20 protein-coding genes are annotated in these 23,721 nt (G+C 61.7%); 4 read left to right on the forward strand and 16 right to left on the reverse strand.

From position 1 onward, the window contains the following. Positions 1-45 precede the first annotated feature (45 nt). The 5 genes from ASE11_RS17860 to ASE11_RS17880 form a co-directional block, all read right to left on the reverse strand. Positions 46-531: a GNAT family N-acetyltransferase gene (locus tag ASE11_RS17860; protein ID WP_056274795.1), complete on the reverse strand. Its 486-nt coding sequence runs from the start codon at positions 529-531 to the stop codon at positions 46-48. Next, on the reverse strand, positions 528-1,871 hold the full coding sequence (gene glmM / locus ASE11_RS17865; RefSeq protein WP_056274797.1) for a phosphoglucosamine mutase: 1,344 nt from the start codon (positions 1,869-1,871) through the stop codon (positions 528-530). Before glmM ends, ASE11_RS17860 begins: the two co-directional genes overlap by 4 nt. Before the next feature lie 103 nt (positions 1,872-1,974). After that, a complete protein-coding gene (gene folP / locus ASE11_RS17870; protein ID WP_056275058.1) occupies positions 1,975-2,805 on the reverse strand; it encodes a dihydropteroate synthase in 831 nt (276 codons plus the stop codon). Between the two features lie 66 nt (positions 2,806-2,871). Further along, the gene (gene ftsH, locus ASE11_RS17875; RefSeq protein WP_056274799.1) at positions 2,872-4,791 is read right to left on the reverse strand and encodes an ATP-dependent zinc metalloprotease FtsH; all 1,920 of its coding nucleotides are present in this window, start codon (positions 4,789-4,791) and stop codon (positions 2,872-2,874) included. 145 nt (positions 4,792-4,936) lie between these two features. Beyond that, on the reverse strand, positions 4,937-5,614 hold the full coding sequence (locus tag ASE11_RS17880) for an RlmE family RNA methyltransferase (RefSeq protein ID WP_056275060.1): 678 nt from the start codon (positions 5,612-5,614) through the stop codon (positions 4,937-4,939). 44 nt (positions 5,615-5,658) lie between these two features. Here ASE11_RS17880 and ASE11_RS17885 point away from each other — a divergent pair, with 44 nt between their 5' ends. From ASE11_RS17885 to ASE11_RS17895, 3 genes are all read left to right on the forward strand, one after another. After that, positions 5,659-6,138: a YhbY family RNA-binding protein gene (locus tag ASE11_RS17885; protein WP_056274801.1), complete on the forward strand. Its 480-nt coding sequence runs from the start codon at positions 5,659-5,661 to the stop codon at positions 6,136-6,138. A gap of 66 nt (positions 6,139-6,204) precedes the next feature. Next, complete coding sequence (locus tag ASE11_RS17890; protein WP_056274803.1) at positions 6,205-8,286, forward strand: M3 family metallopeptidase; 2,082 nt, start codon at positions 6,205-6,207, stop codon at positions 8,284-8,286. A 31-nt stretch (positions 8,287-8,317) separates the two neighbouring features. Then, positions 8,318-8,992, forward strand: coding sequence for a glutaredoxin family protein (locus tag ASE11_RS17895; protein WP_082585830.1), 675 nt, complete (start codon positions 8,318-8,320; stop codon positions 8,990-8,992). Positions 8,993-9,011: 19 nt separating this feature from the next. On the opposite strand, the gene rpiA is transcribed toward ASE11_RS17895, so the two are convergent. Further along, positions 9,012-9,683, reverse strand: a complete 672-nt coding sequence (gene rpiA / locus ASE11_RS17900) for a ribose-5-phosphate isomerase RpiA (protein WP_056274805.1) — start codon at positions 9,681-9,683, stop codon at positions 9,012-9,014. A gap of 38 nt (positions 9,684-9,721) precedes the next feature. Between rpiA and ASE11_RS17905 the strand changes: the two genes are divergently transcribed. Further along, positions 9,722-10,816 carry a quinone-dependent dihydroorotate dehydrogenase gene (locus ASE11_RS17905; RefSeq protein ID WP_056274807.1) on the forward strand — a complete coding sequence of 365 codons (1,095 nt, stop codon included), beginning with the start codon at positions 9,722-9,724 and terminating at the stop codon, positions 10,814-10,816. Here ASE11_RS17905 and ASE11_RS17910 read toward each other — a convergent pair. The 10 genes from ASE11_RS17910 to ASE11_RS17955 form a co-directional block, all read right to left on the reverse strand. Further along, positions 10,802-11,917 carry an NAD(P)/FAD-dependent oxidoreductase gene (locus ASE11_RS17910; protein ID WP_082585831.1) on the reverse strand — a complete coding sequence of 372 codons (1,116 nt, stop codon included), beginning with the start codon at positions 11,915-11,917 and terminating at the stop codon, positions 10,802-10,804. The two genes, ASE11_RS17905 and ASE11_RS17910, sit on opposite strands and share 15 nt — an antisense overlap. Before the next feature lie 55 nt (positions 11,918-11,972). Further along, positions 11,973-12,761 (reverse strand): S1C family serine protease, encoded by a 789-nt coding sequence (locus ASE11_RS17915; RefSeq protein ID WP_056274812.1) that lies wholly within the window; start codon positions 12,759-12,761, stop codon positions 11,973-11,975. Beyond that, positions 12,762-13,868: a nucleotidyltransferase family protein gene (locus ASE11_RS17920; RefSeq protein ID WP_056274814.1), complete on the reverse strand. Its 1,107-nt coding sequence runs from the start codon at positions 13,866-13,868 to the stop codon at positions 12,762-12,764. It lies immediately after the preceding gene. Further along, positions 13,858-14,781 carry an HprK-related kinase A gene (locus ASE11_RS17925; protein WP_056274818.1) on the reverse strand — a complete coding sequence of 308 codons (924 nt, stop codon included), beginning with the start codon at positions 14,779-14,781 and terminating at the stop codon, positions 13,858-13,860. The genes ASE11_RS17920 and ASE11_RS17925 overlap by 11 nt, the downstream gene beginning before the upstream one ends. Next, entirely contained in the window at positions 14,778-15,113 is a 336-nt protein-coding gene (locus ASE11_RS17930; protein WP_156406403.1) for a hypothetical protein, read from the reverse strand. Before ASE11_RS17930 ends, ASE11_RS17925 begins: the two co-directional genes overlap by 4 nt. Then, complete coding sequence (locus ASE11_RS17935; RefSeq protein WP_156406404.1) at positions 15,110-15,739, reverse strand: hypothetical protein; 630 nt, start codon at positions 15,737-15,739, stop codon at positions 15,110-15,112. Before ASE11_RS17935 ends, ASE11_RS17930 begins: the two co-directional genes overlap by 4 nt. Before the next feature lie 238 nt (positions 15,740-15,977). Beyond that, positions 15,978-18,755, reverse strand: a complete 2,778-nt coding sequence (gene prsT, locus ASE11_RS17940) for an XrtA/PEP-CTERM system TPR-repeat protein PrsT (protein WP_056274825.1) — start codon at positions 18,753-18,755, stop codon at positions 15,978-15,980. 28 nt (positions 18,756-18,783) lie between these two features. After that, entirely contained in the window at positions 18,784-20,145 is a 1,362-nt protein-coding gene (gene prsR, locus ASE11_RS17945) for a PEP-CTERM-box response regulator transcription factor (RefSeq protein ID WP_056274826.1), read from the reverse strand. After that, positions 20,142-22,250 (reverse strand): XrtA/PEP-CTERM system histidine kinase PrsK, encoded by a 2,109-nt coding sequence (gene prsK / locus ASE11_RS17950; protein ID WP_056274829.1) that lies wholly within the window; start codon positions 22,248-22,250, stop codon positions 20,142-20,144. The genes prsR and prsK overlap by 4 nt, the downstream gene beginning before the upstream one ends. 33 nt (positions 22,251-22,283) lie before the next feature. Then, positions 22,284-23,678, reverse strand: coding sequence for a TIGR03013 family XrtA/PEP-CTERM system glycosyltransferase (locus ASE11_RS17955; RefSeq protein ID WP_056274831.1), 1,395 nt, complete (start codon positions 23,676-23,678; stop codon positions 22,284-22,286). Positions 23,679-23,721: the final 43 nt, after the last annotated feature.

Genomic DNA, 23,721 nt, shown 5'->3' on the forward strand with positions numbered 1-23,721 from the left:
GGGGGTGACGGGCGCGTCAGCGCCCGGCGCGGGGGTGCTTCCTGTTCATAACCACTTCTGGAAGAACCGGGCGGTGCCCATAGCCGGGTCCAACTGGTAACCGGCATAACCGATGCGCTCGTACAGGCGGACCGCGCCATGGTTGCCCGACAGCACTTCCAACGTCATCTTCACCGCCCCACGCTCCTTGGCGATGATTTCGGCCAGGGCCAACATCTGCTCCGCAATGCCGCGCCCCCGGTGGCTGGCCAGCACGGCCACGTCGTGCACGTTCACCAGCGGCTTGCAGGCGAAGGTGGAGAAGCCTTCGATGCAGTTCACCAGCCCCACCGGCTGCGTGCCATCAAACGCCAGCACGCTGTAGGCCTGCGGCCGCGCCGCGAGTTCACGCACCAGGTGCTGTTTCGCGAAGTCCGACAGACCATCGCCACCGCCCGCCGGATCGCTCGCATACGCGTCAAGCAGGGCCACCAGAGCGGCTGCGTGGCTGGCGTCGGTGTAGTCCGCGCGAAAGATGGCAACACCGCTCACGCGGGCACCTGCGCTCGCACAGCGGCCACCAAACGTTCGGCGCAGGCCAGCGCCTTCTGCGCGTCACGCGCCTCCACCATCACGCGCAGCAATGGCTCGGTGCCGCTGGCACGGATGAGCACGCGGCCAGTCTCGCCCAGCTCGGCCTCCACCGCCTGCGTCTGCTGCGCCAGGAAGGTGTTGGTCTTCCAGTCCTGGCCGGGTTGCAGGCGCACGTTGATCAGCGTCTGAGGAAACAGCGTCACGTCGGCGAGCTGCTGCGCCATGGTCTTGCCACTGTCCACGCAGGCGTGCAGCACCTGCAGGGCCGACACCAGGCCGTCGCCCGTGGTGTGGCGATCGAGCACCAGCAAATGCCCGGAGCCCTCGCCACCCAGGATCCAGCCATTCTTTTCCAACTCTTCGAGCACATAGCGGTCGCCCACCTTGGCGCGCACGAACTTCACGCCGCGCGCCTTGAGCGCCACCTCCACCGCCATGTTGGTCATGAGCGTGCCCACCACGCCCGGCACGTCGTGGTCGCGCGCCAGGCGATCGGCCACGATCAGGTACAGCAGTTCATCACCGTTGAACAGGCGCCCGTCTGAATCCACCATCTGCAGGCGATCGGCATCGCCGTCGAGCGCGATGCCGTAGTGGGCGCCGTGCGCCTTCACCGCCTCCACCATGGCCTGCGGATGCGTGGCACCCACGCCGTGGTTGATGTTCAGGCCGTCGGGCGTGCAGCCGATCTTGATGACCTCGGCACCCAGCTCGTGGAACACGGCGGGTGCGATCTGGTAGGCCGCACCGTTGGCGCCATCCACCACGATCTTCAAGCCCTTGAGCGAGAGGTTGTGCGAGCAGGTGCTCTTGCAGAACTCGATGTAGCGGCCGGCCGCGTCTTCCATTCGGCGCGACTTGCCAAGTTCGGCCGATGCGGCCCACACCGGTGGCTCGTCCAGTGCAGCCTCAACCGCTTGCTCCCAGTCGTCGGGCAGTTTGGTGCCCAGGGCGCTGAAGAACTTGATGCCGTTGTCCGCAAACGGGTTGTGGCTGGCAGAAATCACCACGCCCAGGTTGGCGCGCTGGGCCCGGGTGAGGTAGGCCACGGCCGGTGTGGGCACGGGGCCGAGCAGCACCACGTCCACGCCGGCTGAGTTGAAGCCCGACTCCAGCGCCGCCTCCAGCATGTAGCCAGAGATGCGCGTGTCCTTGCCGATCAGCACCGTGGGGTGCGACTCGGTGCGGCGCAGCACGCGACCCACCGCATGGGCCAGGCGCAAGACGAAGTCGGGGGTGATGGGGGGCTGGCCGACTGTGCCGCGGATGCCGTCGGTGCCGAAGTATTTGCGGGGCATGTTGTGTTCTCTGTGTTGTTATGGATGCGGCGCTTCGCCACACCGGCTCAATGCTGGTCGGCGCGCGGCCGCAAAACGTCGATTATCGCGGTCATCCACCCACTCAAACGGGCTGGATGGCCTGCCAGACCCTCAGTGCGTCCACCGTCTCGCGCACGTCGTGCACGCGCACCACGCGGGCTCCGCGCTCCACCGCCAGCAAGGCGGCCGCCACACTGGCTGCCACCCGCTCGGCGGGCACCTCTCGCCCCGTTGCGGCTCCCAGAGACGACTTGCGTGACCACCCCGCGAGCAAGGGCCAACCAAGAGCCATCAGCTCGCTCTGGCGCGCCAGGAGGCTGAAGTTCTGCGCCACGGTCTTGCCAAAGCCCACGCCGGCATCGAGCACGATGCGCTCGTGCGCCACGCCACGGGCCATGAGCGCTCTGGCTCGCTCGCGCAGGAAAGCGCTCACCGCTGGCAACACGTCGCCCTCCATCGGTGCCACCTGCATGGTCTGGGGATCGCGGTGCATGTGCATGAGGCACACACCGCAGCGCGGATGCGCGGCAACCACGTCCAGCGCGTCGCCGCGCCGCAGTGCCCAGATGTCGTTGACGATGTCGGCGCCGGCATCGAGCACGGCACGCATCACCTCGGGTTTGTAGGTGTCCACCGACACCGGCACACCCAGCTTCACCGCCCCGCGCACCACGGGCAACACCCGAGCAAGCTCCTCGTCCAGGGGCACGGCCGGGCTGCCGGGGCGCGTCGACTCACCACCGATGTCCAGCATGCACGCGCCCTCCTGGACGAGTTGCTCGCAATGTTTGAGCGCGGCCAGGCTGCCGGCGTGCTGGCCGCCGTCGGAAAAGGAATCGGGCGTCACGTTCACGATGCCCATGACCTGCGGCGTGGCGAGGTCGATGTCAAAACGGGTGGTCTGCCAATGCATGAAGAAGATCTTGAACGGAAACAACAACGGGGCCGAAGCCCCGTGTATCCAAAAAACCCGAGTCGCTCAGGCGGCCGTGGGTGCAGGATCGGTCGCCACGGCGGGCGACCCACCGCTGCCACCGCCACCACCCACCGAGGGGTTGCGTGGCGTCCAGTCCTTGGGTGGGCGGGGTGGTTTGCCGGCCATGATGTCGTCGATCTGGTCGGCGTCGATGGTTTCCCATTCCAGCAGGGCCTTGGCCATGGCGTGCATCTTGTCGCTGTTCTCTTCGATCAGATCGCGCGCCAGCTTGTACTGCGCGTCGATGATGCGGCGCACCTCGGCGTCCACCTTCTGCATGGTGGACTCACTCATGTTGGTGGTCTTGGTCACCGAGCGGCCCAGGAACACTTCACCTTCGTTTTCGGCGTACACCATTGGGCCCAGGGCATCGGTCATGCCGTAGCGCATCACCATGTCGCGGGCAATCGTTGTGGCACGCTCGAAGTCGTTCGAAGCCCCGGTGGTCATCTGGTTCATGAACACCTCTTCGGCGATGCGGCCACCGAACAGCATGCTGATCTGGTTCAGCATGTAGTCCTTGTCGTAGCTGTAGCGGTCCTGCGCCGGCAGGCTCATGGTGACGCCCAACGCGCGGCCGCGCGGGATGATGGTGACCTTGTGCACGGGGTCGCACTTGGGCAGCAGCTTGCCGATGAGTGCGTGGCCCGACTCGTGGTACGCCGTGTTGCGGCGCTCTTCCTCGGGCATGACCATGCTCTTGCGCTCGGGGCCCATGAAAATCTTGTCCTTGGCCTTCTCGAAGTCCTGCATCTCGACCACGCGTGCGTTGCGGCGCGCGGCCATCAGGGCAGCTTCGTTGCACAGGTTGGCCAGGTCGGCACCGCTCATGCCGGGCGTGCCGCGCGCGATCACGCTCGGGTTCACGTCGGTGCCCAGCGGCACCTTGCGCATGTGCACGTTCAAGATCTGCTCGCGGCCCCGGATGTCGGGCAGCGTCACGTAGACCTGGCGGTCAAAGCGGCCCGGGCGCAGCAGGGCGGCGTCCAGGATGTCGGGGCGGTTGGTGGCCGCGACCACGATCACGCCGAGGTTGGTTTCGAAGCCGTCCATCTCGACCAGCATCTGGTTCAAGGTCTGCTCGCGCTCATCGTTGCCGCCACCAAGGCCCGCGCCACGCTGGCGGCCGACCGCGTCAATTTCATCGATGAAGATGATGCAGGGTGCGTTCTTCTTGGCATTCTCGAACATGTCGCGCACGCGAGCCGCGCCCACGCCAACGAACATTTCCACGAAGTCCGAGCCCGAGATGCTGAAGAACGGCACCTTGGCTTCGCCCGCGATGCCCTTGGCCAGCAGGGTCTTGCCGGTGCCGGGAGGGCCGACCAGCAGCAGGCCGCGCGGGATGCGCCCGCCCAGTTTCTGGAACTTGGCCGGGTCCTTCAGGAAGTCCACGACCTCCTTGACCTCTTCCTTGGCCTCGTCGCAACCCGCCACGTCGGCGAAGGTCACGGTGTTGTTGTTCTCGTCAAGCATGCGGGCTTTGCTCTTGCCGAAGCTGAACGCCCCGCCCTTGCCGCCGCCCTGCATCTGTCGCATGAAGTAGATCCACACGCCAATCAGCAGCAGCATCGGGCCCCAGCTGACCAGCAGGGTCATGAGCAGCGAGCCTTCTTCGCGCGGACGCACGTCGAACTTCACGTCGTTGTTGATCAGGTCGCCCACCAGACCGCGGTCGAGGTAGGTGGCTGTGGTGCGCACACGACGATCATCCTGCGTGACGGCCACGATCTCGGTGCCGCCCTGGCCTTCCTGGATGGTGGCACTCTTGATGCGCCGGGCCTTGACTTCGTCGAGAAACTCGGAGTAGCCCATGTAGCCCGACCCTGCGGCAGAGCGCGTGTCGAACTGCTTGAAGACAGTGAAAAGCACCATGGCGATGACCATCCACACGGCGATTTTCGAAAACCACTGATTGTTCAAGTGCAGCTCCTGGAGTCGGTATTGGCGGTTATGCGCATGTGGGAGTCATTCTAGGACTTTCAAGCGCGCGTGCCTCATGCGGGTGACGAGGCTGTGTCAGTGAAAGGGTTGGCTTTTCTCTATGAGAGGCCCCAACAGGCCGTACTCAGCCCCGTACCGTGGATTTGAGACCCAGGCCGACGAGAAAGGTTTCAGACGATTTGTCGCGCGACGCCTTGGGTTTAACGGCCTTGACGGTGCGGAATGTCTGGCGAAACAGGGCCACCATGGGGTCGTAGGCGCCGCCATGGAACAGTTTGACCACCAGCGAACCATCGACTTTGAGGTGCTTGATTGAAAAATCCACCGCCAGCTCCACCAGATCGGTGATGCGCGCGGCGTCAGTCATGCCGATGCCCGAGAGGTTGGGCGCCATGTCGGAGATCACCACATCAACCTGGTGCACGCCGCGGTCGGTCAGGGCTTTCTCCAGCTCTTCCAGCACCGCTGCCTCCCGGAAGTCGCCCAGAATGAAATGCACGCCTTCCACATCATCCATGGGCAGCATGTCCAGCGCGATGATCGTGCCATGCAGTTCGCCCACGGCCGCGCCCTGCGGACTCAGGCGACGGCGCGCGTACTGGCTCCACGCGCCAGGCGCCGAACCCAGGTCCACCACGCAGTCGCCCGGACGAATCAAGCCGAGGGTTTCGTCGAGTTCCTTGAGCTTGTAGGCGGCGCGCGCGCGGTAGCCGTCTTTCTTCGCCAGGCGAACGTACGGGTCGTTCACGTGCTGGTTGAGCCAGGCCTTGTTGACCTTTTTGCTCTGGGTTTTGACTTTCATGCCCATGAGGGTCGCCTAAGGTCTGTGTAAACGATAATTGTCCCATGCCCCAGATCACACTCACTCCCGCTCAGCGCAAAGTTCACCGCGCCGAAGCCCACCACCTCGATCCCGTCGTCCACATCGGAAACGACGGATTGAGCCCCGCCGTCAAGAAAGAGATCGCCGCTGCGCTCAAGGCGCACGGCCTGATCAAGGTCCGGGTGCTCAGCGACGACCGCGCGGCACGCGAGGCCATGCTGCACACCCTGGCCGACGAGCTGGACGCCGCTCCCATCCAGCACATCGGCAAGCTGCTGGTGCTCTGGCGCCCGTTGGTCGAAAAGGTGAAGGTGGTGGACGAAGACCGCATGCCCGGGCCACGCGACGTGAAGGTGCTGAAATTCAGCAAACGCGGCGGCCAGCGTCCAGAGGTGAAGGTGGTGCGCGTGCTGGGCAACCAGCGCCTGACCACCGGCGGGCAGATCAAGCGTGCCAAGGTCATGAAGAAGAGCGTGAAGAAGAGCGCCCAATCGCAGTCATAGCCTTCCCGACGTTCGTTCGTGGCCTCGCGGCTTGAACTTCACCCACAGCGCCACATCTGAGAACGCATGAACGACCGCACTGCCCCCTTCGACCAGAACCCGCTGCTCAACTTCGACGACCTGCCGCTGTTCGACGCCATCACACCGACGCTGGTGGGTCCGGCGATCGATCAATTGATGCAGGCTGCCAGCGTCGCGCTGGAGACCGTGACGGCCAGCAGCTTCCCGCCCGACTGGAAGCGCATCTCCGAAACCCTGGACGTACCCACCGAGCGCCTGTCGCGCGCGTGGGGCGCCGTGAGCCACCTCAACAGCGTGGCCGACACCCCCGAACTGCGCGCCGCCTACAACGAGGCCTTGCCCAAGGTCACCGAGTTCTGGACCCGACTGGGCGCGGACGAGCGCTTGTACGCCAAGTACAAGGCCATGGACCCCACCAGGCTCAACGCCGAGCAGGCCCGCGCCCACCACAACGCGATGCGCGGCTTCGTGCTGGGCGGTGCCGATCTGCAAGGCGAGGCCAAGACGCGGTTTGCCTGGCTGCAGGAGCGACAGGCCGAGCTGGGCCAGAAGTTCAGTGAAAACGCGCTCGATGCGACCGACGCTTTCGCGTTGTACGTGACCACCGAGGAACTGGCCGGTGTGCCCGACGATGTGATGCAGTCCACCGCCGCAGCGGCCGCAGCCGAGGGCAAGTCGGGCCACAAGCTCACGCTGAAGATGCCGTGTTACCTGCCGGTGATGCAGTTCGCCCACAGCAGCCCGCTGCGCGAGCAGCTCTACCGTGCCTACGCCACGCGCGCCAGCGATCAGGCCGCAGGTGACGCGATCAAGTTCGACAACGCCGCCATCATGGGCGAGCTGCTCGCCTTGCGCCATGAAGAGGCGCAGTTGCTGGGCTATCGGCACTATGCCGACGTGTCCCTGGTGCCCAAGATGGCCGAATCGCCCGAACAGGTGATGGCCTTTCTGCGCGACCTGGGCATCAAGGCCCGCCCCCATGCCGAAAAAGACCTCGCTGACCTGCGCGCTTTCGCCGCCAGCGACCTCGGCCAGACCGACCCGCAGGCATGGGACTGGCCCTATATCGGCGAGAAGCTCAAGGAGGCGCGTTACGCTTTCAGCGAGCAGGAAGTCAAACCCTACTTCACGGCGCCCAAGGTGCTGGCAGGCCTGTTCCAGATCGTCGAGACGCTGTTCGAGGTGGCCATCCGCCGCGACCAGGCGCCGGTGTGGAACCCAGGTGTCGAGTTCTACCGCATTGAACGCAGCAGCCCGAACGGTACAGAGCTCGTGGGCCAGTTCTACCTCGACCCGGCCGCGCGCAACGGCAAGCGAGGTGGCGCCTGGATGGACGACGTGCGCGCCCGCTGGCTGCGCCCCGACACGGGCTCGCTTCAAACGCCGGTGGCGCACCTGGTGTGCAACTTCGCCGAAGGCGTGAACGGCAAGGCAGCCTTGCTCACCCACGACGACGTCATCACCCTCTTCCACGAGTTCGGCCACGGCCTGCACCACATGCTCACCCAGGTGAACGAGCGCGACGTGTCGGGCATCAGCGGTGTCGAATGGGACGCGGTTGAACTGCCCAGCCAGTTCATGGAGAACTTCTGCTGGGAGTGGGACGTGCTCAAGCACATGACCGCCCATGTGGACACCGGCGAACCGCTACCGCGCGCGCTGTTCGACAAGATGCTGGCTGCCAAGAACTACCAGAGCGGGCTGCAGACGCTGCGCCAAGTGGAATTTTCGCTGTTCGACATGCTGCTGCACAGCCAGCCACAGCCCGCCACCAGCGGCGAGGCGATCCTCGCGCTGCAGCAGCAGGTGCGCGACGAGGTGGCGGTGCTGCAGCCGCCGGCCTACAGCCGCTCGCCGCACACCTTCAGTCACATCTTTGCCGGCGGTTACTCGGCCGGCTACTACAGTTACAAGTGGGCCGAAGTGCTCTCGGCCGACGCGTACGCCGCGTTTGAAGAAGCGGCGCAGCAAAATGGCCACAGCACGCTGGACGTCGCCACGGGCCGCCGCTATCGTGAAGCGATCCTTGAGGCGGGAGGCAGTCGCCCCGCCATGGAGTCGTTCAAGGCCTTCCGGGGCCGCGAACCCAGCATCGATGCCCTGCTGCGTCATCAAGGCATGGCTTGATTTGTTTTGCTGATTGCCGATAGGAGTCGACATGAACATCCCCACATCCACTTTCACCCCAGCAAGCGCGTCCTACCTGCGCTGTGCAGCCTTGGGCCTGGTGGCGGGCCTGGTGTCCGTGTCGGCCCTGGCCCAGGGCGTGTACCGAATCGTCGGACCCGATGGTCGTGTGAGCTACTCCGACCAACCACCGCCAGCCACCAACGCCCGTCCCGTGACAGCTGCGACAGGTTCTGCCAACAGCGCCAATGCCCCGTTGCCCTTCGAGCTGCGACAGGTCAGCAACCGGTACCCGGTGACGCTCTACAGCAGCAGCGAATGCGCCCCTTGCAACAGCGGGCGCAACCTGCTCAACGCGCGAGGCATCCCCTATGCCGAAAAAACCATCAACACCAACGAGGACGCCGAAGCCCTCAAACGCCTCAGTGGCCAGGCCTCCCTGCCCTTTCTGACGATCGGCAGCCAGCAGATCAAAGGCTATTCCGACAGCGAATGGACCCAGTTCCTCGATGCGGCCGGCTATCCCAAGCAGTCGGCCCTGCCCACAGCCTACCGGCGAGCCGCCCCCACGCCGTTGGTAGCCGTCCAGGCCCCGGCTACGGCTGCGGCGCCCGGGCAAACCACGGCCCAATCGCAATCCGTCGAAGCGCCTGCAGCGCCATCGGTGACACCGCCTGTCACCAACCCTGCCGGCATCCGTTTCTGATCGGGCGCCGGACGCGGGTCTAAAAGGTCAGCGTCTTCACGCCACTCGGCGTGCCCAGCAAGCACACGTGGGCTTTCTGGTGGGCGAACACACCCACCGTCACCACGCCCGGCCACTGGTTGACTTCGCTCTCGAACGCCAGCGGATCGGTGATGTGGAGACCGGTCACGTCCAGGATGTGTTGCCCGTTGTCGGTGACCAACGGAGCACCGTCCTTCACGCGCACGCTGGCGTGTCCGCCCAGGGCAGCAAACTGCCGCACCAACCGCGCGGTGGCCATGGGGATCACCTCCACCGGCAACGGAAAGGCACCCAAGGCCTTCACCAGTTTCGATTCGTCTGCGATACAGACGAATCGACGCGACTGCGCCGCCACGATCTTTTCACGCGTGAGCGCAGCACCTCCGCCCTTGACCATGTGGCCGCTGGCATCGATCTCGTCGGCGCCATCGATGTAGACCGACAGCTCGCCCACCGCGTTGGCCTCGAACACCGGGATGCCCAGCGCCTTCAGGCGCACGGTGGAGGCTTCGGAGCTGGAGACGGCACCAGCAATCTGGTCCTTGATGCTGGCCAATGCATCGATGAACTTGTTGACGGTGGAGCCGGTGCCCACCCCGACGATCTCACCGGGGGTCACATATTGCAGGGCGGCTTGGCCGACCAACGCTTTGAGTTCGTCTTGGGTCATTTGAGACAATCGGTGAAACAACAGCCCTGGATTATCCGATGTCGCTTCTCCCCTATGCCGCCGCCCGCCCCTTCCTGTTCGGCATGGACCCCGAAGCCGCCCACGATCTGACCATCAACGCCCTCGCACGGCTGCAACATTCGCCGCTGACCTGCCTGTACAGCGAACCCCGGGTCCACGATCCCTACACGCTGGCGGGCATCCAGTTCCCCAACCGCGTTGGCCTCGCGGCTGGACTCGACAAGAATGCCCGCTGCATCGACGGCCTGGCGGCCATGGGCTTCGGTTTCGTGGAGGTCGGCACGGTTACCCCCAAGGGCCAGAGCGGCAACCCGAAACCCCGCATGTTCCGCCTGCCCAAGGCCCATGCCTTGATCAACCGCCTGGGCTTCAACAACGAAGGCCTGGATGCATTTCTGATCAACGTGCAGCGTGCCCGTTTTCGAAACCAGAGCGGCGCGAGTCCCATGGTGCTGGGTCTGAACATCGGCAAGAACGCCAGCACGCCCATCGAGCGTGCCACCGACGACTACCTTGCCTGCCTGGACGGCGTGTATCCGCACGCCGACTACGTCACCGTCAATGTCTCCAGCCCCAACACGCAAAACCTGCGCAGCCTGCAGAGCGATCAGGCGCTAGACGCCCTGCTCGGCGCGGTGGCCGAGCGCCGCGAGTTGCTGGCTCAGCGTCACGGTCGACGGATCCCGATCTTTCTGAAGATCGCCCCAGATCTGGACAACACACAGATCGAGATCATCGCGGCCACGCTCATGCGCTATGGAGCCGACAGCGAAGGCCATGCGACCCAGGCTCTGGGCGTGATCGCCACCAACACGACACTCAGCCGCGAAGCTGTGAAGGGCATGGACCACGCCGCGGAGACCGGCGGGCTGTCAGGCTCACCGGTGCTGCACATGAGCAACCAGGTGATCCGCCAACTGCGCGCCTGTCTGGGCAAGAGTTTTCCCATCATCGGCGTGGGTGGCGTGCTCAGCGCGGCGGATGCGGTGAGCAAGATCCAGGCGGGTGCCAATCTGGTTCAGATCTATACCGGGCTCATCTACAAGGGCCCGTCCCTGGTGTGGGAGTCGGCCCGGGCGATCCAGGCCCAAGGCGGTTCAAAGGGTTCGTGAAACTGTAATCACCTGGTCTGCAAGAGCCAGGCAACTGGTCAGGCCGGGTGACTCGATGCCAAAGAGGTTGACCAGCCCTGGCACACCATGATCGTCGGGCCCCTGGATCCAGAAATCGGCAGCGGGCTCGTGCGGGCCACTGATCTTGGGCCGGATTCCGGCGTACCCTGGTTGCAGCGAGCCGCTGGGCAATTCGGGCCAATAGCGGCGCACCTCGGCATAAAAGACGTCTGAGCGGGAAGGATCCACCTGCAGGTCGTCGGCCGAAGAAGTCCACTCCACATCCGGGCCAAATTTGGCTTGTCCACCCAAGTCCAGGGTGAGGTGGACACCCAACCCGGCCAGATGCGCATCGGGCTCGGGTGCCGGGTAAATCAGATGGGAAAAAGGGGAATGACCCGTGAGTGTGAAGTAGCTGCCTTTGGCATACCAAGCCTTGGGGATGCTTCTCGCATCCAGACCGCGGGTCTTGCGAGCAAGATCGCAAGCGTACAGGCCCGCTGCATTGATCACGGTCCGGGCCAGCAAACGGGTCCCATCCAGGGACTCCACTTCAATCCCTCGCGATGTCACGGCGAGTTCGCGCACTCCGCTGTGACACACCACCAACCCACCTTGATTCTCCAGATCCCCCTGCAGCGCCAACATGAGCGCGTGACTGTCCACAATGCCGGTGGAGGGCGACCGAATCGCTCCCAGACACTCAAGCTCAGGCTCGAACAACTGCGCTTCATTCCGACTCAGCAGAACAAGATCGTCCACTCCGTTGGCTGCCGCCTTCGCCAGAATCGCCGGCAAGGCCGCCAACTGCGATGGCGTGTTGGCGACGATGAGCTTGCCGCACCGCCGATGAGGAATGCCGCGCTCGGCGCAGTACGCGTAAAGCGCCTCACGCCCCCGCACACACAGCGTGGCCTTGAGCGAACCAAACGGATAGTAGATACCCGCATGGATCACCTCGCTGTTGCGCGAGCTGGTGCCGGTCCCGATCGCGGCTTCACGCTCGAGCACCATCACCTCTCGACCAGTCAGGGCAAAAGCGCGTGCCACCGCCAGTCCTACAACGCCAGCCCCGATAACGAGGGCATCCACGTGCTCCATGACTCTGTTCATTGCTTGAAGATGCTCACGTGACTGACACAGACTCGATGCGCCATCAGCGGTGTCGATCCAGCAATTCCTGTATGTGCGCGCTGGGAATGGCGTATGAAATACCGGAGGGTTGGCTCAGAGCGGACTCCCGCGTGCCCTTGATCAGGACCATGTTCATCACACCCACGACCTCACCGGTATTCGGATCAAAAAGTGGCCCTCCACTGTTGCCCGGATAGGCGGTTGCATCCAACTGGAAAATCTGGAACGTACCGCCGCGCAACCCACGAATGGCCTGTTCACTCAACCGTCCTGCGGAAGGGCTCGGCAGGGCCGCAGCGGTGATGCTGGAAACTGTCGCTCGATGGGTCACTACCGAGAAGCCCAGTACACCCCCGATGGGAAATCCCATGAACGCCAAGTCCGCACCTTCCCGCACTGCTGCCGAGTTGCCCAAGCGCATGGCCGGTCCAGCGGGACCGTCCATGCGAAGCAAGGCGAGGTCTCGGGCTACGTTGGTACCCAGTACTCGAGCAGATCGCATCTGCCAGTCACCAGATGGCTGACGGATCTGAACCACCAGCGCTGGCGCATCGGAAACCGGCGGGTCGGTTGGCAAGACGTGCGCGTTGGTCACCACCATCTGCCCATCCCCGACAACGAACCCCGTGCCTCTGAGCTGGAAACGCGGACTTCCCGTGGCCTGGTATGTGCCGATCAACAGCACCGACGGCTTGAGGCTCTCGATGGTGTCGGACAGTCCTGCCCAGGCAAGGCCCGGTGAAGAGAGCACAACACCGAGGCACAAGAGCAAGGTCGCCGCGCGGCGCCTGGGGGGGTCAGGTAGGCGCATTCATGCTTTCTGTTGAAGGACAACTTCATCTTTTCCGCTATGGGGGAATTGCCGCATCCAGGCCTTGCGCAAAAGATGCGGGATCACAAGCTGCAAGGGCATTCGAAGCATGTGTGAGCGCACATACAAAAACCACCGAGCCACACCGGTCAACGGCAGATCACAACTGGGATGCATCGGCCTCAGCGCAAGCCCCAGCGACCAGGACATCAGAGCTCGCGCCAGCTGGTTGGGCCCCATCGTCTCAATGCGTGACAACAGATGGGGGGGCGCCTGGGAGCCAAACAGACGCCCAATGTGCCTCAGAGCATGAAACAAGGGTGTCTGCAGCCCAAGCTCGTCCGCACGCGCAACGAGCTCGTCCCAAAAACCAGACGTCGGGCCGAAGCGAATCAGCAAATCATTGAGGTCCAGCAAGTCCCGAAGTCCATGACCAAAGTCGCCCTCTTGAAAAAGGTGTACCGCGCTGTGCAAAACCATATCGACAGGCGCCAACACAAACAGCATCGGGTAATCCTTCACCGGAACAACTCGCTCCAGCAACTTGCGCCCATCAACGTGGAAGCGTGACGTCGGCGGCGCAATGGTGTGGTGCAGATCGATGAAGGTATTGCGCTTCACATGGCGCAGAGGCGGTATCTCGTGCATCCATTCCCGGTAGTAGCGCTGGTTGTACGCATCACGCTCTTCGCAGATCCATCCACCGCCCAACAGACAATTCTCGGCGTCTTCAAGGCGATCTTTGTCCACCAGGATGTCGATGTCCGAGAACAAGCGACCCTGGGCTTGCGGCAGCTCGTGCATCACATACGCTGCACCCTTCAACAGCACCACAGGGGTGTTCAGCTCCAACATGGTTCGAGCGATGCAATTCACCTCCCAGCGCACCTCATGTTGCTGGCGTTCGGCAAGCCTGATGGCGCCTTCCAGATGGCGACGTGGACCAGCGGGCACGTGTTCGATCCAGCCTCTGTCGATGTACAGATGTGCCAACCGGGGCAACAAAGTGGTCTGCCGTGCCTGCCCCAACATCACCGACCACTGCCGCAACGTGAGTTCGGGTTGAGCCGGGGAAGTCCAGACAGCGGACAGCAGATCAGTGTTCACCGGCTCTCCCGGCAACCAGTTCGTCGAACACCGATACCGCGTCGTCGAGCTGGCTGTATTCGAAATCGAAACAGTCGCAACAGGCGACCACATCGGCCAGTACGTCAAATCCTTGCTTGCCCAGGATGAGATAGTTGAAAGAGTTGCGCCCGAGTTCAAGCAGGCTATCGGCCTTGGAGCGCTTGGACAGCACGGGCTTCGCTCCAGCTACATAGCGCGGAAAGATCACCCAGCAAGGACGCGCGGGGTCCTTGATGCGCGCCAGGTGCTCCGAACGCACCTTCATGTGACTCACCGTACCTTTGGACGTGTCATGGACCACTCGGCTGAAGACCGCCTCCGGCACATAATTCCGAATGATGTCGATGGACTGGTTCTTGAGACTGATGGGGCGTCCGAATGGGGTGATCGAAAGGTCCTTCAGAGAAATCAAAGCCAACTCGTCTGACAGCAGCCGCCATCCGCGGTTGACAAGGCCTGCACATAAAGTGCTTTTTCCCGACCCAGGAGGCGCCGGCATGATCACCGCGCACCCCTCCCGCTCGATCACAGCTGAGTGCAGCAACAAGTAATGGTAAGTGTGCATGGATACACACCAATTCATGGCCCATTCAAGCAGCGGAAATGCATGCCGCTCTGGCAAAGGCACGAACGGCTCAAGGCCGTCAAAAGTGAAGATGGCCTGCCTTCTAAACCAGCGTCGCCACCCCTTGCCCCTGGAAATGCAAACGCTGAAGTCCACAAATTCGCCGCGATCCAGGACTGGGTAGTCGGCATAAAGACGCATAAGTGCCTCAGCTACTTGGGTCAAAGGGCATGACAACTCAAAGGAGAAGGGACCCACTCCAAGAATCAAATCCCCCTTGGACAGCCGTTCGCGCAGTTCATTGGGCTTCAGGTCAGAAAGAATCACGCTTCTGCGACCTCAACCAAGCCTGCGCCATGCAGCTCTTCGAGGATGTTGTGCACAAGCGGAGGGATTACCGTGGCATCCACCGAACCCAAGTGTTCCACCACTTGAAGGACCAAAGATGCTTCGCTATGGTGGCCTTGGGCAAGTACGTCCAGCACGAACGCCTTCAACACATCAAATCGATAAGTGATGCCAGAAAGCTGATCGAATACAACGAACTCTTCCTCAAACGAGCGCCAGTGCAAGACCACCAGTGGATTCTGAAAAAACAACTTTCCGCCCGGCATCAGCCCGCTGGCCTCAGGGAATGCGAATGCAGACGCTGGACTCAAGCCTCACCATGAGTCTCCAGGTACGTCGTCACCAGTTCGTAGAATTTGGCTCGTTTCACACTGTCCGCAGAGTTGTAGAAGCTCATGACTTCTGCGCCGCTGTAAGGAAACGGATTACCCGGAGCGCCCCCAGACAATCCGTTGAGGTAAGCCCCGATCCAGTGGCGCGTCTTGGTCGACGAGTATGTGGAATTGCTCATCACCTCGAACAAAGTCTTGTTGCTCAACGAGCGCCCCGGATCGTCTGACTCACACCGACTAAAGAGGTACTTGCATTTAACCGTATAGTCAGTTGGCCACGAACGCCGGGGGGTGCCGTCACTCTTTTTCTGACCCCACCAGCCTGGGCTGTACCCGCCGCAAATCAGGGCATCGTTGGGGATGTTCGAATTTGCCACCTTCGACTGCATTCCCGAGACCGAGCAACGGAGATTGGGAGTACCGCCGTCACCTTTGGGCGTAAGGAGGGTGGTGCCCTGCGCCAACGTCGACAGCGGCAATGCTGCTGCAGCCATGACCGCAGAGCCCTTGCCCAATCCTCTCAACATGATCAACCGCCGAGACGCAGCCTCGGCAGAAAGCTTTCGGGCATTTTCGGGCGGATGTGACGGAATGTTTTCTGACATGTGAAACTTTCTGGCAACTTGATTCAGGGTTGCGATGGCTTGTTATAAGCAATTTTCAGACCCGAGAGAACATGTATCTGAAAGTTGTTCTCTTTCAACGCCTTAAGCAGCCTTTGGACCGATGCTTTCGCGCCGACGGCAACCGCTGCGCATGGTTCGTAAAAAAACCCGACACCTACCATGGAACATTCTGCACATACGATCCTGTGCCGATTGCCACAAAAGCAATGCGGGAGCCTCAGAGCGACTTCTTCACCGCTGCCACTTCGTTCTGCCCTCCAAACTTGGCACCCATGGCTTCCAACTCATCGAGCAACACGCGTGCAGTGGCCTTATCGCCCGCAGCCACGTGTATCTTGGCCAAATTAAGTTTGAAAGCCGGCGAATTGGGCTGTGCGGCGACCACCTTCTTCTGGATATCCAGCGCCTTGGCGTGTTCTCCCTTCTCGGACAGCAGCATGGCCAAAGTGTCCAAGAACGCGGGTTGGTTGGGTGCCGTTGCCACCGCCCGTTCAGCGATGGACACGGCATCGACGCGCCCCAGTTTCCCAGCCACCCATGCCAGGTTGTTCAACGCCAAGCCATTCTTGGGCTGAAGCTCGACCACCCGCTCGTAGTGGCGTTGTGCATCCTGAAGCTTGTTGACACCCAGCGCGCGATCACCCAGGAAAAGGCGGAACCCTGCATCGTCCGGATGGCTCTTGATCCATTCCGCAGCCGTGCGATCTGCATCAGCAGCCTTGCCGGCCAAGCCCTGCACTGTGTGGAGCTTGATGGCCAATTCGGTACTGGGCGCGGCCTTGAGCCCGGCACTGTAGGCCGCGACTGCACCGCTCCAGTTCTTGGTAGCGGCGTGAACATCTCCCTCCAGCAGAAAGCCCACCGCTTCCTTGGGTCGCTGCTTCTGCACGGTTTTGCTCACGGCAAGCGCATCTGCTGGCTTCTTCGCTTGTATGGCCAGTTCCGCCAAGCCCCGCTGCGCGACCAGCAAGTTGGGTTGAATGTCCAATGCTTTGCGCAGACTTTGCTCAGCCGCCGCAAGGTCTTTCATCACGGCATGCACGGTCGCCATTCGCACATGTGGAAGTGGGGACTGCGGCATCAGACCAGCCATCTTGTTGAAGCTGCTCATGGCCTGGTTGTTCTCACCATTGGCAGCCTGCGCCCGCCCCAGTACGTCCAGCAGTTCGGGGGTGTCAGGAATCGCAGACACCGCCGTTTGCGCATTTGACAACGCGGCCGCGTTGTCCTTTTGCTGCAAGAGGTATTCGACCAGCATCAATCGAGGCAACTTCTCGGTGGGTGCAGCGTCGATGGCCTTGCGGATTGCGTCCAGCACTTCTGCTTTTGGAGCACCGTTTTTGGCCTTTATCTCAGCCAGGGCCATGAACGCTTGCGCATTCTTGGGTTCACGCTGAACCACCCCCTCAAACCGCTTTTGAGCTTCCTGCGCCTTGCCGTCAGCAACATCCAACGTCGCAAGCGCAGTCGTTGCGGCCATGTAAGTCGGAGAAATTTCCAGAGCGCGCTCCAAGGCCTTACGAGCGCCGGCCCGGTCATCGCGCACCAGCAAGGCTCGCCCCCGAAGCAACGAAGGCATCGGGTCATTGGCTCGCTTCTTCTCCAGGTCATCAATGGCGGCCAACGCCTTGTCCACGTCTCTTCTGCGCAGATGTGCGTTGATCAATGCCATGTCGGCCACGACACCCTTGTCGGATGCTGCGATGTCCTGCAAGGACTCCATGGCCAGCTCGGTTTTTCCAGACATCAACTGACTGACTGCCAGCGAGGTCTGCTTGGCGGGGTCATTGGGATCGAGTTTGGAGGCGCGCGCAAAGAAGGACTGCGCCAACTCGAGTTCGCCCTTGACCATGTGCACCTGCCCCGCAACTGAAAGCAAGGCGGGATCAGAATTATTTGTCGCGATGTCGGGTGGCAAGGCCGCAAGAGCCTTGTCTGTCTGACCGGTGCGCAGCAACGTGAGCACCAGCGCGCGGCGCGCAATCTTCAGCTGCGGAGCGGCTGCCACTGCGCGCGTCAGGTAGGCCTCCGCTTGAACCATTGAATTCAGTTGGAGTTCGGTCGCCCCCGCCATCTCCAGTGCCGTGGGGCTATTGGGCGCAATCTTCAGCATTTGTTGCGAAAAATCGCGTGCCGCCGGATAGTCCTTTTTCTGAAACGCAAGAAGCGTTTGCAAGTACAAGGTCTGCGGAGTTCCTTTAGCGATTTTCGCCAAGGCATCCAGTTCCGTGGATGCCAGATCCAGTTGCCCCTGACTCAGCAAAACCCGGACAATCGCTGCACGGGCATCTGCAAACTGCGGATTGGCTTCACTGGCATCGCGAAAAAGCGCCAAAGCGTCTTTGACATCTCGCTTGCTGTACAAAAAGATGTCGCCCTTCAGCTTCAAGGCCTCTTCGTTTTTGGGCGCGGCAGCCAGAACCTTGTCCAGAACGGCGATAGCTCCTTCAAAGTCGCGCTGAGCCCCCTTGAATCGGGCTTGCTCGATCAGCGCTGGGGCATGATCCGACTTGGCCGCAAGTGCCTGCTGGAGGCTGGCCTCGAAACCCTCCTGTTTGCCTTGCTGGCGCCATGCGATCGCCAGCAAGGTTTTCAGATCGGCCGTCGCCTCGGGCGTGGCGAGCTCAACCTTGTCGAAATCGGTGGTGACTTGTTTGTACTCGCCCAATGCGAGCATGCTGCGCACCAGCAACGGAGTCACCTGCTCAGAAGCGAATCCGAGATCGCGCGCCTTGCGCAGCTCGGCTTTGCCACCCACCGGGTCGCCGTTGAGCGACAGCGCCTTGCCCAGAAGAAACCGCGCCTGCGCCAGGTTCGGGTTTTCCTGCAAGGCGTTCTTGAGTTGAATGATGGCCGCAGCGTTGTCCTTCTTGTCCAGGTATTGCTGCGCAGAATCCACCATTTTCTGGGGATCCTTGTCTGCGCAACCGGTGAGGACAAGCGTGACGGCGAGGGTGACAGGTGCAAATCCGAAAAGGCTTCTTGCGATCTTCATGGGTTCCTCCGGAATGGTGTGATGAGCTTCACTTGAGGCCCAGGCGATGCATCAAGTCGTACAAGGTGGGGCGGCTGATTCCAAGCAGTTCGGCCGCTCTGAGCAAATTGCCGTTGGACCTGGCCACCGCAGCGATGACGGCCCTTCTCTCGGCCTCGTCCCGAACCGCTCGCAAATCCAGTGATTGCTCGGCGGCACTCTCCAGGATGGCCGGCAGGCCCAGATCGTCCGCCGTCACTTGCGAGCCATCGGCCATGATGGTGGCACGCTTGATGCAATTTTCAAGCTCTCGGATATTGCCGGGCCAGGAGTGCGCCTCGATCGCTCTGAGCGCGTCGTCCGATAGAGACAGGTTGCGGCGGTTTTGTTCCTGCGCAAAACGCTTGGTAAAGGCATGGGCCAGCAAAGCGGCATCCCCCACGCGTTGCCTCAGCGGAGGAATATTGACCACGATCTCGGCCAGACGGTAGTAGAGATCCTCGCGAAACCGCGCCTCCGTGGTGAGTTGCTTCAGGTCTTGATGGGTTGCGCAGACGATGCGCACATCCACCGGAATCTCCTGGCGTCCGCCCACACGCTCGATGACGCGCTCCTGCAGAAACCGCAAGAGCTTGGCTTGCAACGGCATCGGCAGATCACCGATCTCATCGAGCATGAGCGTGCCGCCGTTGGCTGTCTCTATCTTGCCCAAGGTGGTCTTCGCCGCTCCAGTGAAGGCGCCCTTTTCGTAGCCAAACAGTTCGCTCTCGAGAAGATTCTCGGGAATCGCTGCGCAATTGATGGCAACAAACCGCCCGTTCTTGCGGTTGGAAGATTGGTGCAAACCACGGGCCAGCACCTCCTTGCCCGTGCCACTCTCGCCCAACAGCATCACGGTCGCGCCACTGTTCGCCACCTTTTCGATGGTTCGGCAGACGCGAAGTACCTCCGGGTCCCGCGTGATGAGGCCAGCCAAGGTGTCGGGCTGACGCATGGACTGCAGTCGCGCATTCTCCGTCTGCAGTTCGTGGAGACGGAAGGCTCGCTCCACGGTGAGGTTGAGCATCTCTGGTTCAAACGGCTTGGCGAGAAAGTCGTAGGCGCCCATGGCCACGGCCTTGAGTGCATTGGCCTGACCGTTCTGCCCGGTGAGCACGATCACTTTCGTGTCTGGTGCGGCGGCGAGCATCTGGTCAAGCAACTTGAATCCTTCGGATGTGCCGTCGGCGTCAGGCGGAAGGCCCAGATCCATTGTGACCACGGCAGGCGCATGGCGACGGAGTTGGACCAGCGCAGTCTCGCAGTCATCGGCGGTGACCGAAGCGAATTGGTCGAGTGACCACTTGATCTGTTTTTGCAGCGCGAGATCGTCTTCGACGATCAGCAATTGCGGTCCTTTATCTGAGCTCATGCCTCTCCCAATTGATGCCAGTCCGATTCGCGGAACGATTCAATGAGCGGCAACAGCAAAGTGACGACGGTTCCCGCTCCTTCCTTGCTGTCTACCGACATCTTTCCGCCCAACTCCTGTACGTATTGAAAACTTTCGTAGGCGCCGATGCCCATGCCGGCCTCCTTGGTCGTCTGGAACGGTTTGAACAGTCGCTCCTGCACAAACTGCTCCGACATGCCCAGCCCATTGTCCCCGACTTCCACCCGCGCATGGCTGCCGTAGCGCTCTATCTTGAGCCAGACCCGCTGCTGAGCTTCAGTGGCATCCAACGCGTTGTTCACAAGATGCCCCATGACACGCTCCAAACGATCTTCATGCCCTCGCGTTGCTACGCGAGGCTCCACCTGAAGTTCCAGTTGCCGCCCACGGCGGGACACGCTGGATGCGAGTCCATGAGCAATGCGACCGAGGTCCACTCCCACCGCTGCGCCTCCTGGGGCAGCCCCCTCCCGCAACTGCAACATCAACTGGCGCATTCGCTCCAGGGAGTTCTCGACAGTCATCAACATGTCCGCCTGAAATTCGGGGTTATGACTCAGCCGTTTGGCGTTCTTCACCATCAGAGAAAGCTGGGTCACGATGTTCTTCAGGTCGTGCACGACGAATGCCGACATTCGACTGAAGGCCTCAAATTTTCGAGCCTCCAACAGAGCTTCAGTCGACTGCACTTGCGCCAGAAAACTGGCGGCCTGGCGCCCTGCCGTCTTGAGCAAGTCGGTCACCTCCCAATTCACGTCCAATCGCGTGCGCGGGCTGCTCAGCACCACAAAACCCAACAACTCATGACCCAACCACAAGGGCACCAACAACCAGGCTTGCGACTGGAGCACAAGCCACTCTGGCAACTTCAAGTGTTCGTACCGATCCGGCTGCAGTCGGTACTCATCAAGATTGACCACCCAGCCTGTTCGCCGCATGAAGGTCAACAACGCTGAATCCACCGGTTCGGTTTCGGACACGTGCGGGAAATTCCAGCGCGCGACCTGGCGATAGAGCTGCTCATCCGGACGCCGCAGCCACAGCACTCCGGCGGGACTCTCGAGCATGTCCGCCAGGCCCCGAATCACATTGAGACCCATCTCCCCCGGCACGGTGTTGGCCGACAAGGTTTGGGTGAACTTCAACCACTCTTCGCGATAGTCGTACCGGTAGCTGAAAAAGTGCTTGCCCAACATCACCCGCACCCGGGCACGAAAGGTTCGCGAGAGGGCGAGTGCCATCAGCAACACGAGTGCCAAAAACACCATCGCCAACTGCAGCGATCGGCCCCATTCACTACCGAAATAGCGGACGTAATAACCGACGCCGGCAATGAACAGGAGATAGCCGCCGGCCATCAGCAATGTGGCCGAATGGAACACCACCTTGCGCGAGACGCGGATCTTGGAAATCCAGTCGCGATGCCGGGTGGTGGAGAGCAGCAGCAGCGGCATCAACGCAGCATGCACGAGGCCACGGATGTTCCATGCGTCCTCGTCGATGCCGCTGAAGAGCACCGCCTGAGAAAACAAGTAAAGATCAAAGAGGAATGTGCCTGCAAGCCCCAGGCAGATGGGCTTTGCACTCCAGAGTGCGTCTTCGGGCAGGTTGCGAAACAACTGCTCCACGAGAACCAGCCCCATCACGGCCAGCAACATCAACGTGAGAAACAGACCGACTGGCGCACCGGTGGTTCCCTTGAACCAGATCGCGGAAAACATCAGAGCCAAAAGACTGAGGACCGGCAGCGCCACGGCCAGGGGCGACATCCAAGGCGCCTCCTCCAAAGTCCGCCCTCTTTCCGTGCTCGCGCGAAACAGGTGAACCACAAAGGCAAACCAAGCCGCATACCGACAGATGTCGGCCACGGCTGCCCAGCCCCACCACACCGGCAACGCCAAAGCGACAAGGCTCAGGCATGCCCATAGTGTGGTGAGCGCAGCCGCCAGCAGGATGGCGATCCCTGGTTTGTTGGCGGGGGGCTTCCAGTAGCCTTGTTTGCCCACCATCACAGCGAGCAAAGCGTAGCAAAGGGCCGCAGCACCAAAGCCCCAGGCCATGAGCGAATTGCCGATGCCGTTCATGCCGCTGGCCCCGCAAGCATGATTCGGAAAAACTTACTGGGCACCTTTGCCCGTCAACACAACCCCGATGGTCTCGAAGAGCACCACAAGATCAAGAAAAAGCGAGTGGTTCTTGACGTAGTAGAGGTCGTATTGCAGCTTCTCGACGGTGTCTTCGCGAGAAGCCCCGTACTGGTAACTCACCTGTGCCCAGCCCGTTACGCCAGGCTTGACACTGTGCCGCACTGCATAAAAAGGGATGTCTTGCGTGAGCTTGTCGACAAAATATGGCCGCTCAGGGCGAGGCCCTACCAGACTCATGTCGCCTTTGAGCACGCCAAACAACTGCGGCAACTCGTCGATGCGGAGCTTGCGGATGATCCGCCCAACACGCGTCACTCGGCTGTCAGCGGCGGTCGCCCACTTGGGCACACCGTCTTTTTCTGCGTCGGTGCGCATGCTGCGGAACTTCACGACGCTGAACGTCTTGCTGTTGAGGCCCACACGCTCCTGTCGGTAGAGGACAGGACCTGCGCTCTCCAGCTTGATCGCCAACGCAGTGATCATCATGATCGGGAACGAGATCAATATCAGAAAGATGGCTCCTGCAATATCGAAAAGCCGCTTGACCGATGTGCGAACGAACCCCTGGTTGAAACCTTCGCCAAAAATGAGCCAGCCAGCCGAAGCTGACTCCAGGCGGATTTGTCCCAGATTCTGTTCAAAGTAAGTAGCAATGTCGGACACTCGCACGCCTTGCAGTTTGCAATCAAGCAGTTCGCGCATGGGCATGCTGCCTCCGCGGCGCTCACTCAACGCGACCACGATCTCGTCGACCCCGGCCCGCTGGACCAGATCGTTGAGGCGCTCGCCGGGCGCAAGCGTGGCCCAGGAGGTCACCTTGTGCTCCGTCTCGTTGGGGCTGGCGAAGTAACCGACGAGTTCAACGTTCGCACTGGCGTGGGTCAATGACTTTCCGACCATCTGGGCACGTTCACCGGTGCCATAAACCAGAACCTTGCGGCGCGTGATCGATTTGGGCAGCATTTCGCCCACGAGTACTCGGTGGGTCAGCATGAAGCCCGTCGTACCCAGCACGATCAAGGCCACCCACTTGGCGTCGTAGGACGGCTCCAAAGGCAACAACCAAAGTACGGCGAGGGCGATGACGCCCGACAGTACAAAAGACAACACGGCCCGTGCACGCATCTGGCCGGTGGTCTTGCTCCGGGTGCGTTCATAGAAACCCAGGGCTGAATTCACGGCCAGCATGCCCAGCGCCATCAACACTCCACGGGACAATCCTTCGGTCACCACAGAGGCGCCCAGCAACGCAGGATTGGACTGAACGAACAGCGCCAGCATCAGCGCACCAACCACCAGCCCCATGTCAAGCATGACCTGGAGCACCGTTCTTCGATGGAAATAGTGGTTAAAAATCTTGATCAAAACGGAAGTCCCTGTGTATTTTCGAGTGACAGCGCTGCGGGAC

This window comes from Hydrogenophaga sp. Root209 (genome assembly GCF_001428625.1).
Taxonomy (GTDB): Bacteria; Pseudomonadota; Gammaproteobacteria; order Burkholderiales; family Burkholderiaceae_C; genus Hydrogenophaga.